A 13,218-nucleotide genomic window follows, 5' to 3' on the forward strand; every position below is an offset into this window, starting at 1 on the left:
ATCATCATGGACGGATAGTTTCAGGGAACTGAGCCTTCCTTCAGTGGATAGCGAATTATATAATTAAAATGGTGCTGAATGCAGAAACATTATCGACTGAGTACATAAATTCTGGAGTAAAACGATGCTGAATGCAGAAACCTATGTCACATCAACAGAGGGGACCGGTGGAAGAATAAGGGTGCATAACAGGGACTTTGAGGTGGAGGAGATCCCCCTCACAGAGCCCAGTGGCAGCGGCCCAAACACATGGATATGGATAGAGAAGGAGGGCAGGACAACCCTCGACGTCCTCCTCGACATTGCAAGGGAACTCCACCTTGACAGGAGAAGGATGGGATTCGCTGGCATGAAGGATAAGAGGGCCGTCACCAGACAGTGGATATGTGTGAGCAACACAGCACCCTCAGAGGTTAAGGCCATAGAGGAAAGGATAAGAAACGTTAAATTCCTCAGGGTCACAGCAAATGAGAAGAAACTCCGGATGGGCCAGCTGTTGGGCAACCGTTTCAGGATCCTGATAAGGGACACCGAAATCGATGAACCCCTGGAAACAGCCAAGGCCACCCTCCAGGAACTTGAGGATAAGGGTGTCCCGAATTACTATGGCTGGCAGCGCTTTGGGAGTCCAAGGGCAAACACGCACCTTGTTGGACGGGCACTTGTCCATGGCGATGTAAAGGGCGCGGTTGACAGCTACATAGGTAACCCCCTTGAGGGGGAATCAGAGATTGTTTCAGAGGCCAGGAGGGCCTATGACAGGGGCGACCTTGAGGAGGCATATGAGCTCATGCCATCATCAATGAGGTATGAGAGGATGATGCTGAGACCGATGCTCAGGGATCTACGTAGGGGTGAGTTCTCAGATGAATCATACGTGAGGGCCATCCATGCACTTCCGAAGCCCCTGAAGAGGATGTTCGTCCACGCCTACCAGTCATACCTCTTCAACCGGGCAGTAAGTGAGAGGGCGGCCCTCGGCATAAACACCCACATCCCCGGCGATATAGTCATTGATAATGACCAGCACATAATACATGACGCTGATCCAGATGAACTGGAGGAGCTGATCCTAAACTTCGAGGCCCATCCGACAGCACCCTTATATGGCAGCAAGGTCCCCCTTGCCAGTGGAAGGCCCGGTGAGATTGAGAGGAGGATACTTGAGGATGAGGGAGTGTCCCTTGAGGACTTCAACTCAATAAAGGTCCCCAAACTTGGAAGCCATGGCATGAGGAGGGCGATACGCTTCAGGATATGGGACGTGGATGCCCATGAGAGCCAGGAGGGCCTTACAGTTGAATTCTCAATACCCAGGGGGTGCTATGCAACCTCTGTTTTAAGGGAGATCATGAAAAAGGATGTTGTCTAGGTCTTCAGACATGCAGGTGGGTCCATGGATTTTACTGAATATCCGTGACCACTTACTGAATGATTAAAGGTATGGAGATGATCCGGTGGAAGTTGACTGCAGAGTTATATCACGTGGAAAGGGAAGAGGTCCAGTTCTGGTATCAACCGAACCATTGAGCTTTCTCGGAGGAGTTGATCCCGGCACAGGGAGGGTTATTGACCAGAAACACCCATTACATGGCAGGAGCATTAGGGGGAAGGTTCTCCTCATACCCGGCGGTAAGGGCTCCACGGTGGGGTCCTATGTCATATTTCAGATGGCAAAGAACGAAACAGCTCCGGCCGCCATAATATGCCTGAACGCGGAGCCAATAATCGCAACCGGGGCCATAATGGCTGGAATACCCATGGTGGACAGACCCTCGGAGGACCTCCTCGGTCTTCTGGAGGATTCAATGGAGGTTGAGGTGGATGCTGATGAGGGAAAAATCAGGTTCTAGTCCCTGAAGGACCCCAGTATGCTGCCGGCGCTCCCACCAAGGAATCCAAGGCTCATATCACCTGCAAGGGCGTATATGAGTATTGAGAGGATCGGCATATTCATGATACCAGTTTTGATGTAGACCATGAGGATGTTTATGATGCCAACGGCGGCCCCCATGATAACCCCGTTCACCGCACCGTTGAGATAATCCTTATCTGCGATGTAACCGCAGGCCACAGAGGCCAGGAGAATTGAAAGCACGCCCATCAATGAGGGGATCAGTAATCTGAGGAGGGGTCCAAGGATGACTGTAAGGATGATACCAGAAACAACTGCCTTCCAGTTAACTTCAATTTCCATCATCGATCACCATGAATAATAATTTATGATGGATATATAATCTTATGGTCGAAAGGGTAATGATGCTCCAGATAAAAGTAAGAACCTGCTGGATCGGGGTTCATTCATGGGATAATTTGAACGGTTTTTGGGTGCTAAGGAGTTGCATTTCATGATTATTGATGATTTTAATGATTATAAGCTCTCATTTTTTGATGATAAATGGTTACCGGTTTTTCTGATCGTCTGGTTAACGGTATTCCTCCTTTCCCATCCTGACATGAACTTTAAGCTCCTGGCGGGCCTGATCTTTTCCACCATAATAATCGTCTATAAACCGGAGGGCTTCCTTGAGGACCATAAAAGGAGGATCTTCATCTTAACAGTCATACTGTATCCCCCCGCTGAATTTGCACTGAAGCTACTGGCTGCCTCAGGGCCCCTTGCAGTTAACATGGCCGAGCACTTTACTGCGGGTCTTGTGGTGGCAATTTATCTTTCAACACTCCTCCATGGCGCACTCAAAAAACTGAGCCAGTGGGAGAGGTTCATGTTCACGGTATCGGCTGCAGTCCTCTTCTGTCTCTTATATGAAATCACAGGGTTTTTAATCTACTATGAGCCATCTGCTGCCCTGTACTCAGACACAATGAGGGACCTCTCAATGAACATGGCCGGTGCGGTCATGGTAGCTGCACTCATCTCCGACTATGAGGGAAAATCTAGAATATAGGTTTTTATGTTCTCGGTAACGATGGATGAGTTACAGCAGATAGTACTGAGAAAATCTAGAATATAGGTTTTCATGTTCTGGATGGAGCCAGCAGTTCAAGCTGGTCACGGGAACGATGGAGGTATCGGTTCTGGCTCCGGGCCAGGGCCGGAGGTGTTATTTGTCGGCGGGTTCTCCGAGGCACTTCCACTATCGGTACTGCAGCGTACCTCCCCGGTGTCCTGGGCAGAGTTTAGTCTGCTCCTCTGGAAGTAGGACCTGTAGATTATCAGTGAGAGTATTGCAATGACCACTATGGCTCCGAAGAGGAGTATGTATTCTGAGGATGACTGACCGGATTCATCCAGTAAAAATGATTCAGAAAACATGTAGATCAGCCCCTAAATCTATATAGGTATATAGGTTCCGTTGTATATATATTTTCCTTACAGAATTGAAGGTGACCATAAGGGTATTTTCAGGGGTTTTTACATGAGATTTGCAGTGAAGGGTGAATTTCTGGACATCTATTCAGGGGAGCATGAAAGGAGGTACGTGCTTGTTGATAAGGGGAGGATAACCGCCATTGAGAGTAGTGTCACAGGTGTTGAGGTTATTGATGCCTCTGATAAGTTCATTCTACCAGGCTTCATTGACCTGCACACCCATCTAATGGAGGATGGGTTCAGGACAGAGAGCAAACTTGAGGATCCACTCTCACTCTACTTCTACGGGGCCCTTGACAATATGAGGGCAACCCTCCAGGCAGGTGTTACAACGGTAAGGGATGCGGGTCTTGCAGACCTCGGTGTTAAGATGGCCTCCGACCGGCACATCATCCAGGCGCCCCGGATGCAGATAAGCGTCACGCCCCTATCAATCACGGGGGGGCACTTCGACTTTCACACAAGATCAGGACTCAACATTGAAAGGAGATACAGGGGGCTACCCTCCGGTATCTGTGATGGGATCCCATCTGTGAGGAAGAGGACGAGGGAGGTCCTGAGGGCTGGGGCGGATGTTGTTAAGGTAATGGCGACTGGTGGAGTCATGAGCAGCACGGACAGACCATCGGACACCCAGTTCACACCGTCAGAACTTGCAGCCATAGTTGAGGAGGCATCATTCAGGGGTAAAAATGTTATGGTCCATGCCCATGGTCTCCAGGGGATAAAGAATTCCATAAAGGCGGGTGTTCATTCAGTTGAACATGGAACATACCTGGATAAAAGGACCGCCAGGTTGATGGCTGAAAGGGGCGTCTACCTGGTACCAACATTCCTGGTAACCCGCCTCAACAATGATAAGGCCCTGAGGGGAGAACTGGCGGAATACAGCCGCAGGGACGCCATTGAGGTGGCAGAAGTCCACCGGGAGAACATGGAGATGGCCTACAATGAGGGTGTGCGGATGGTTATGGGCACAGATTCAGGTGTTGTTGAGCATGGAATGAACCTGCTTGAACTATCCTACCTTACAGAGACCGGCATGGAGCCACTGGAAGCCATAAGGGCTGGAACCATACATGCAGCCGAATGCATGGGGTGGGAGGACCGGATAGGTTCAATAGAAAAGGGTAAAATTGCAGATATTGTTGTAACTGAGGTGAATCCGGTGGAGGAGATAGACGAACTTTCCAGGCCCGGGAACGTGCTCCTGGTTGTGAGGGATGGCATAATCTACAGGGATGAGCTGGTCTATTGATTGGCTGAAGTTCAGGTTGAATCATGGATCTGGTGGAATGTAAATGAAAAGAATAACGATAAGGATAGGCGGGATGGGGTGCGCTGCATGCGCACTGAAGATCGAGGAGGCCCTCAGAAAACTGGATGGAATCCGCGATGCTGCGGTCAACCTGGTTGAGGGAAAGGTTTCAGTTGAGTATGACCCCCGGAGGGTTGATCTCTCCGATATGGAGGCCGCCATTGAGGACGCCGGCTACACTGTACTCAATGAGAACATAGCCATGGCTGTGGGTGGTATGAGCTGTGCGATGTGTGTACAGAAAATAGAATCCGCCCTGAGGGGACTTGAGGGCGTAAGCAATGCCACAGTCAACCTCGCAGCTGAAAAGGCCTACATCTCCTATAACCCATCCCTGACCTCTGTGGAGGACCTCAAAAGGACGGTGGAGGATCTTGGATACACCGTGAGGGGTCTGGAGGGTGAAGAGATCAGTGAGGACCTGAAACCAAAAATTAGAAGAATAATAGTGGGTTTCGGAGTGTCAGTCCCCCTGATGGCGATGATGTACCTCGGTCTACAGCCCCCAGGTGGGGGTATATCCATGCTACTGGTGTCAATCATACCATTCATCTATGTCTCAGGACCGATATTCAGGGGGGCCCTCAGATCACTGAGATCCGGGACACTTGACATGGATGTAATGTACTCAATGGGTATAGGAGTCGCCTTCCTTTCAAGCATCCTGGGCACCGCAGGGATTCTCCCATCCGATTTCATGTTCTATGACACCGCACTTATGCTGGCATCCTTCCTCACCCTTGGAAGGTACCTGGAGGCAGGTGCCCGGGGTAAAACATCAGAGGCAGTGAGGAGGCTCATGGAACTCCAGCCAGACACCGCCACGGTCCTCAGGGACGGCAGGGAGGTTGAGGTGAGGATCCACGAGATAGATGTGGGTGATGAGGTAATTGTGAGACCAGGGGACAGGGTACCCGCTGATGGAAAGGTTGTGGAGGGATCCTCCTATGTGGATGAGTTCATGATAACAGGTGAGCCCCTCCCGGCCCTTAAAACACCCGGATCAGAGGTCGTTGCAGGTACAATAAACACTGACGGCATCCTGAGGTTCAGGGTTGAACGCACCGGTGATGAAACCTTCCTTTCAGGTATAATAAAACTCGTTGACGAGGCCCAGGCATCAAAGCCTCCCATACAGAGGATTGCTGACCGGGCAGTATCCTATTTCATACCCGCAGTTCTGCTTGTTGCAACATCAGCCTTCCTCTTCTGGTACCTTGTTGAAGGTGCAGGGTTACTCCTGTCCATCACGGTTCTCATATCCGTACTTGTGGTGGCCTGTCCATGCGCACTGGGCCTTGCAACACCAACCGCTGTCACAGCAGGTATAGGCAGGGGCGCTGAACTTGGAATACTCATAAAGAAGGGTGAGGCCCTTGAGGTATCCGACAGGATATCGTGCGTGATCTTCGATAAAACAGGTACACTGACACTGGGAAGGCCCAGGGTCACAGACATGGTTGGTGATGTGCTGGGCCTGGCAGCGGCCCTTGAGAGAAAATCCAGGCACCCCATTGCAGCTGCAGTAACTGAGAGGGCCGAGGAGGAAGGGGTTGACGTCCCGGAGGCCGAGGACTTCCGGGCCATACCCGGCATGGGACTTGAGGGGATGGTGGACTCACACCATGTACTTGCAGGTAACCGGGCCCTCATGGAGAAATACGGCATCCCCCTGGAACACTGGGACCCTGAAAAATTTGAATCAGATGGGAAGACGGTGGTCATAGTCGCAGTGGATGGCGAGGTGAAGGGGATCATAGCGGTCTCAGATGAGATAAAGCCTGGTTCAGCGCGGGCTGTCAGGGAACTGGAGAGGATGGGAATAGGCACTGCAATGATAACCGGGGACAACCGGAAAACCGCGGAGGCTGTGGCCCGTGAGGTGGGGATAGGGACCGTGATTGCAGAGGTCCTCCCACAGGATAAGGCAACAAGGGTGGCCGAGCTTCGAGAAAGGGGTGAAGGAGTCGCCTTTGTCGGGGACGGTATAAACGATGCCCCCGCACTTGCAGAGGCCGACCTCGGAGTGGCGGTTGGTAGCGGAACAGACATAGCCCGGGAGGCCGGTGAGGTGGTCCTCATGGGAGATGACCCACTTGATGTTCCAGCGGCCCTCCAGCTGGCAGGGAAGGTCATATCAAGGATCCGGCAGAACATCTTCTGGGCCTTCGCCTACAACGTTGTGCTGATTCCACTGGCTGCCGGAGCCCTTTACCCCCTCGGAATCGTATTCAGACCAGAATACGCGGGTCTGGCAATGGCCCTCAGTTCAGTGACAGTGGTATCCCTCTCACTCACCCTCAGGGGATACACCCCACCTGCAAGAAGGTTGAGGGAGAAGCAGGGAGAAGGTTAATTTCAGGAGCTGGAGCGTAAATCGTTAAAGGAATACGTCGAGTGAGCTCTGTTTTGAGCGGTCACTTTCAAAGAGGGAGTTGACACCGTACTCCAGTATCTCGATGCGCTGCATCAGGTAGGGATCTATGGGATACCTTGATGCGAGTTCCTTTGATATCTCAAGGTACTTTATTACGGAACCCTTGGAGACGGTGAGCACAAGGTTACCCCCGCATCTGCACTCCCCGCTGAGGGGTATGCGACGGTACTTCCGGTTGCACTTTGTGCACCGGACCTTCTGGCGTGAGAAGGCCCTTATGTTACCCATCATGTCAGGGAGGAAGTGTGACATGAGGACTCCCTCAACAACACTCCGCTGATCAACAGCCCTTATCTTCTCTGCAAGGGTTATCTGTGATTCCACCTTCTCCTTCATGGTCGGTAGCAGCTTGTAGAGGCACACCTTCGGACCCTCATCTATCCTGGAGGTGTTATGGGAGAACATGAGGCCAGTGTACTGTTCAGGCTTCCCGAGGCGCTTCTCAACGTTGTCTATAACATCAAGCACTTCCGATGGCCTCGGGTGGTCAAAACTCCTTTCATAGACCTCCAGGGGTATCATGTCCATGGTGTCTATGTTGTGGGATTCATCATCGATCTCCTCTGGATCTATCCTGGTGGATAAAACAAGGGGGGCGTCCATGCTGCCACCCCTTGAACTGGGTAGATATGACTTTGAAAAGTTGAGGAGGGCGTCCAGTAGGAGCATCACCGAGTCCTCATCACTGTCGCAGTTCCTCCTCTTGGCTGAATGGAAGTATGGATGGGCGTAGCATGCAGATGCACCTGTAAATCCTATGATTCTTCCAAGGACAGCTGCAGAGGTGTGGGGTGCGAGGCCGGCTATCAGGTGACCCACAAGGTCCTCCCTTGTTTTAACATTGTAGAACCTTTCAAGGTCATAGAACCTCTCGAGGAGGTCATCGACGAAGTTTGCAACCCTCACCAGGTAGTCTGCACAGTCCTCGGAGATGACAACATCCTGGACCCTCAGTTCAAGTATCTGATCCTCATCCTCAAGTTCATCTCCATAACAGTCCCTGGTGTAGCCAAGCTCCCTGAGCCTTTCAACACTCACACCCACCTCACGGGGCGTGAAGTGCGTCAGGGGGAGGTCTGTGGAGTCATGGCGTATCGTGGCATCCTTGAAGGTGTAAACATCATTCTTGGCCCTCAGTATACCCTTTTCGAGGGGTTCAGGGAATTTTTCGGCGGATATCATACCCTCAACCCCCTTTATTTCATCTAACTTACGCACCGAAACATTTTCAGCCGCCCTTTTCAGAAGGGCCGCCAGGTTGATATTTCTCTTACCTGGCTCTCCTATCACGGTCCTTGAGCCGCAGCTCGGGCAGATGGACTGCATGGAGCTGACCCTGCATGATGGACAGGTGGCACGTCCTATTTCGACAGTAATGGAACCCTTCTTTGCAGCGTCGGGTATGTTGCGCCGGCTACCCCCATACTTTCCGATTGGGAAGAGGACATGGGGGGCTGGTCTCATCTTTCTCTCCTTGGTCTTTTCAGGCCGCCCGACACGTGTGCCGATGTAGGTGGGGGCCTTCTTCATTATTCTGACCGGGGAGACCCTGTTCAGTGCCTCCACAGTATCAGATGAATCCTCAAGGGGCTTCCTGAGGGTCTTTATAAGTGCATGGGCGTCATCATGCCCTATAACTACCCTGGAATCCTTCACCCTGTGAGGGACCCCAAGGATCTCCAGTATCCTCTTCTCTGGTCTGAGCTCAAGAACTAGTTCATCCTCCAGCTGTGAGGTGTTAAGCCACTCCCTGAGCATGTTGAGTTCCCTGACGGTCACATCATGATAGAAGTAGGTGTAGCGTGGATGCAGGGGTACATCGTATTCCTCTGAAATCCTGAAGGCATCCCCGGCACTCACCTCCAGTTCATTCCAGCGGGTCCTGTAGTATGATAGGTTGAGGGGGTCGTCCCCGGGATATTTAGGGGATGAGAGGATGGTCTGTATCCACCACTCCTCACACCAGCCCGCCGGCATCAGGACGTGGTTGTTCCTTAAAAATTCACCGAAGGCCACCAGCATATCACCGAGGAAGAGTATCTCCTCAACCTCTGACCTGACCCGGGACGCGGTTTCAGCATCCTCAATCCGTATAACGTCACCGTTCCTGAGTTTGACCACAGGCCCATCTATTGTGTCGACCGGGACCACACAGTTACCCTTACCTGGCCTTTCGATTTTCATCTGGGTCCCGACGGCCAGAAACTGGAGGAGCTCCATTGTGGCAGGGTGCACCCCCATGGCTGCAAGGCCGGTGTTACGGGCCCTCCCGTACCTCAAACGGAAGGCACCCTTCTCTGAGGGGTAGGCAAGGACGGGTCTTCCACCTATTATATCCTCAACGTATTTACTGTCTGCCTTCACAACAACCTTTTCCTCTCCTTCACCCTTCTTGGGTGCCTTTGAGAACTTTTCAAGCCAGTCCCAGCCCTCAAGTTTCAGCTGCTTGGCGTACTTGAGGACCTTGGGTGCCTTCTGTATAACCCCCTCAACCATGGCCAGGAGGGCGCCCCCACGGATGTTGTTTGTTTCAACCCTTTCAAGGTCCCTGTGGGACACCTCCACCTTATCCGTGGGTTCCCCTGTCACCTCAACAGGGATTTTGCTGGCTGCAAGGCGCACCTCATCGGGCTTCGGTGAGTACTGGAGGTTCGTGACCTCTGATTCATAGAGTTCAACCTCCTCAACGTACCTTTCAATCTCCCTCTCTACTGGTTTGTACCTGTCCAGGCCCACAGCCAGGCGTATGTAATCTGCTATGAGGACTGAGAGGGCTGCGGCTGTACCCCCGGCGCTCCTGATGGGCCCTGCGAAGTACACTGCCAGGTACCGGGATTTGTCGAAGTTCTCCTTTATCCTGACCCTGGCTATACCCTCAAGGGGCGCTGCAACCACACCCTCAGTGAGTATTGCAAGGGCTGTCCTCAGGGCCTGATCTGCCAGTTTTTCCCTCTCCTCGGGATCATCGTCGGGAACAGCCTGGGAGGCTATCTCAGCCGCGATCTGGAATGCAACCTCCTCACGTCCCCTGTCACCTTCAAGTTCCTTTATTCTCCTGGCTATTCCCTCGGGACCAACAAGCCCCTCAACACGTTCAGCAAGGTCCTTGGCAAGCGGTATCTCAGGGGTGGTGCTTACATCAAGCCCCCTGGCCCTCGCCTTTCTTGCGATCTCATAGAGGCGTTCTGTCTCCCTTTCAAGCTCATTGAAGTAGTCCATCATGATACATCACACATAAACCTGAACTCCATTGAATTGTCTCTCAGTAATCTGGAGGTCCTTCAGTTTCAGCTAGTGAAACTTATATTATATGGTATCTGCAGAGATATAATAAGCTTTATACATCAAACTTATGGTGATTTTTCATGGCAAAGAAGGATAAGAAGACACTTCCACCCAGCGGTGCAGGTCTTGTAAGGTACTTTGAAGAGGAGACGAAGGGACCGAAACTCACACCGGAACAGGTAGTTGTGATGAGCATAATACTGGCAGTGTTCTGCCTTGTACTCAGATTTTCGGGATGATCAAGGAGTGTTAAGATGGCCATTCATCCAGTTGAATTCAGGTACGGGACACCTGAAATGAGGGTTATCTGGGAGGCTGAAAATAAGCTCCAGAAGATGCTTGACGTTGAGGCGGCCCTTGCACAGGCAGAGGGCGAACTTGGAATCATACCTGCTGAAGCGGCCTCTGAGATAGTCAGGAAGGCCAGCACAGAATTTGTAACCCTTGAAAGGGTTAATGAGATTGAGAGGGACACAAAGCATGATATTGCATCCCTTGTAAAGGCCCTTGCAGAGCAGTGTGAGGGTGACGCAGGGGAATATGTGCACTTCGGTGCAACATCCAATGACATTGTTGACACATCCAATTCCCTGCTTCTCAGGGACTCAATCTCGGTTCTCAGGGATAAACTCACCAGGGTACTTGAGGTTCTCCTTGCTCTGGCGGATGAAAACAGGGACAGGGTCTGCATCGGAAGGACCCATGGACAGCACGCCCTCCCAACCACCTATGGCATGAAATTCGCCATCTGGGCAGATGAGATCCACCGGCAGCTGGAGCGCCTTGATGCGTGCAGTGAAAGGCTCTGTGTCGGGATGATGACAGGAGCCGTCGGAACCACAGCGGCCCTGGGGGAGGAGGGCCTGGAGGTCCATGAGAGGGTCTCAGAGATACTGGGACTCAGACCGGTCCTGATATCCAACCAGGTCGTCCAGAGGGATAACCATGCAGAGTTCATAATGGTCCTTGCCAACATAGCCACAACCCTTGATAAGATAGCCCTCGAGATCAGGAACCTTCAGAGGACAGAGATAATGGAGGTTGGAGAGAAATTTGACCCTGAGAAACAGGTGGGCAGCAGTACCATGCCTCATAAGATGAACCCAATAACTGCAGAGAGGATATGTGGTATTGCGCGTGTTATAAGGTCCTATGTTGTCGCGGCCCTGGAGAACAACCCATTATGGCATGAGAGGGACCTCACAAATTCATCATCCGAACGCATAATCCTTCCTGAGGCATGCATCCTCACGGACTACATACTTAAACTGACACTGGATGTCCTCTGCAACCTCGTCTTCTACCCTGAGAATATTAAGAGGAACCTTGAATTCACAGGAGGCCTGATAATGGCGGAGAGGCTCATGGCTGAGCTAACAAGGAGGGGCATGGGTCGGCAGACAGCATATGCAGCTGTGCGCCAGTGTGCCATTGAGGCCAGCAGGACAGGAAGAAGCCTAAGGGATGTGGTCCTTGAGAGGTCCGAGATCATGGATTACCTTACAGTGGAGGACCTTGAGGAGATAATGAACCCTGAGACCTACATCGGATCAGCCAGGAGGATGGTTGAGAGGGTCCTTGAGGAATCACAAAAATGGCTCTGATCGGTCTGGAAGACGCATATTCTTCTTAATACCTCAAAAAAATCTTCTCATAAATTTTTTATATGTCCTGTCACCATAAATCATTATGGTGATAAGATGGAGTTAAAAGAAATAAAGTCTGTGAGGGTTGTTCCCTACACAATAATGAACTCCTCCATAGGGGCGATATGGGCATTCATATTCGCTCTCCTGATCCTTATATTCGCTGGGGCAATTTCATCTGCCCTTCCAGCCGAATTAAGGTCTCTTGGGGGGATAATTACTGGCATATCCGTCGTTGGACTGGTGGTCCTGCCGGTGGGTGTATTTCTGCTCAGCATCGTGGAATCTTTTCTGAGGGCATACATTTACAATGGACTGACACCACGCCTTGGAGGCATCAAGCTTGCTCTGACAGGTATGGAGAAGGTGGAGTCCTTTGACATCGTGAGCACATCACTGATACTCTCTGCGGTGACAGCGCTTCTGAACCTCATATACCAGCTTTTAGCAGCCCCTCTCCAGTGGATATTCTTCAACACCGTGGCTAACATTGCAAAGACAGTTGAACCATCGGCTGTATCAAGCATGGCTGCGGTTGGATCTGCAACGGCACTCGGGACTGTCATAAACATCGTGTTAACACCGGTAATGACCTTCATAGCATCCTTCGTGATAATTGCCATAGGACTCCTCCTCTACAACTTCCTGGCACCCAGGATAACACCCATAAAACTGAAACTCAGCGATTTCGGTGAGGGCCTTGTGAGTATAGATGGGATAGAGGCCATACCACTTGGACTCATAACCGGGTCAATCGCTGCGGTCCTTGGTTTGATAGTGGGGCTAATAGCACTGATCATTTTAGCCATTGCAGGGGAGTACACTGCAGGTATCCTCATACTTGTGGCTTTAACAGTCGGCGCATTCATCTGGGCATTCATAGCATATGCAGTCACAGCCCTCTTCTACAATGTACTGGCACCAAGGATAGGCGCAGTTCAGATAAGGCTCGACTAGGGGCTTTATTCCCAATTAATTTTTTTCTTTCTGCCAAAAACAGAGAGGATGATGCAGAGCCCCTTAATTTCCCTCTATACGAACAGTTCCACGATATGAATGCCTTATTAAATGAATAATATAATAATAATTATTTAAACCCTTATAAAGGTGTTATTAATCAGCCGATGATTTTTAAGGGGGGCGCGGCACCTTTAATATGGGTGGTGAACATAAAATTACTCAGACATTAGATTCTATA

Annotated in this window: 10 protein-coding genes and 1 pseudogene; 8 read left to right on the top strand and 3 right to left on the bottom strand. The window is 51.1% G+C overall.

What is annotated here, in order from left to right; translation table 11 throughout:
- Positions 1 to 124 precede the first annotated feature (124 nt).
- Together truD and MTH_RS07310 are read left to right on the top strand one after the other, a co-directional pair.
- Entirely contained in the window at positions 125 to 1,372 is a 1,248-nt protein-coding gene (gene truD / locus MTH_RS07305; protein ID WP_010877138.1) for a tRNA pseudouridine(13) synthase TruD, read from the top strand.
- 85 nt (positions 1,373 to 1,457) lie between these two features.
- Positions 1,458 to 1,853 carry a DUF126 domain-containing protein gene (locus tag MTH_RS07310; RefSeq protein ID WP_010877139.1) on the top strand — a complete coding sequence of 132 codons (396 nt, stop codon included), beginning with the start codon at positions 1,458 to 1,460 and terminating at the stop codon, positions 1,851 to 1,853.
- On the opposite strand, the gene MTH_RS07315 is transcribed toward MTH_RS07310, so the two are convergent.
- Entirely contained in the window at positions 1,850 to 2,197 is a 348-nt protein-coding gene (locus MTH_RS07315) for a DUF5518 domain-containing protein (RefSeq protein ID WP_115892650.1), read from the bottom strand. The genes MTH_RS07310 and MTH_RS07315 overlap by 4 nt on opposite strands.
- Before the next feature lie 259 nt (positions 2,198 to 2,456).
- On the opposite strand from MTH_RS07315, the gene MTH_RS07320 reads away from it, so the two are divergent.
- Positions 2,457 to 2,909, top strand: coding sequence for a hypothetical protein (locus MTH_RS07320; RefSeq protein WP_143485787.1), 453 nt, complete (start codon positions 2,457 to 2,459; stop codon positions 2,907 to 2,909).
- 203 nt (positions 2,910 to 3,112) lie between these two features.
- Here MTH_RS07320 and MTH_RS10095 read toward each other — a convergent pair.
- Positions 3,113 to 3,277 (bottom strand): annotated as a pseudogene (locus MTH_RS10095) (Flp family type IVb pilin); the annotation flags it as partial.
- A 103-nt stretch (positions 3,278 to 3,380) separates the two neighbouring features.
- Between MTH_RS10095 and MTH_RS07330 the strand changes: the two are divergent.
- Both MTH_RS07330 and MTH_RS07335 read left to right on the top strand, forming a co-directional pair.
- Positions 3,381 to 4,592 (top strand): metal-dependent hydrolase family protein, encoded by a 1,212-nt coding sequence (locus MTH_RS07330; protein WP_143485788.1) that lies wholly within the window; start codon positions 3,381 to 3,383, stop codon positions 4,590 to 4,592.
- A 43-nt stretch (positions 4,593 to 4,635) separates the two neighbouring features.
- Positions 4,636 to 7,008, top strand: a complete 2,373-nt coding sequence (locus MTH_RS07335; protein WP_010877144.1) for a heavy metal translocating P-type ATPase — start codon at positions 4,636 to 4,638, stop codon at positions 7,006 to 7,008.
- 24 nt (positions 7,009 to 7,032) lie between these two features.
- Here the strand turns inward: MTH_RS07335 and polC are convergent, their stop codons facing one another.
- A complete protein-coding gene (gene polC / locus MTH_RS07340; protein ID WP_048061308.1) occupies positions 7,033 to 10,308 on the bottom strand; it encodes a DNA polymerase II large subunit in 3,276 nt (1,091 codons plus the stop codon).
- Between the two features lie 146 nt (positions 10,309 to 10,454).
- Between polC and MTH_RS07345 the strand changes: the two genes are divergently transcribed.
- The 3 genes from MTH_RS07345 (at position 10,455) to MTH_RS07355 (ending at position 12,977) form a co-directional block, all read left to right on the top strand.
- A complete protein-coding gene (locus MTH_RS07345) occupies positions 10,455 to 10,613 on the top strand; it encodes a preprotein translocase subunit Sec61beta (protein WP_013294958.1) in 159 nt (52 codons plus the stop codon).
- A 15-nt stretch (positions 10,614 to 10,628) separates the two neighbouring features.
- Entirely contained in the window at positions 10,629 to 11,978 is a 1,350-nt protein-coding gene (gene purB, locus MTH_RS07350; protein ID WP_010877146.1) for an adenylosuccinate lyase, read from the top strand.
- Between the two features lie 96 nt (positions 11,979 to 12,074).
- Positions 12,075 to 12,977 (top strand): hypothetical protein, encoded by a 903-nt coding sequence (locus MTH_RS07355; protein ID WP_010877147.1) that lies wholly within the window; start codon positions 12,075 to 12,077, stop codon positions 12,975 to 12,977.
- Positions 12,978 to 13,218 lie beyond the last annotated feature (241 nt).

This window comes from Methanothermobacter thermautotrophicus str. Delta H (assembly GCF_000008645.1).
Taxonomy (GTDB): Archaea; Methanobacteriota; Methanobacteria; order Methanobacteriales; family Methanothermobacteraceae; genus Methanothermobacter; species Methanothermobacter thermautotrophicus.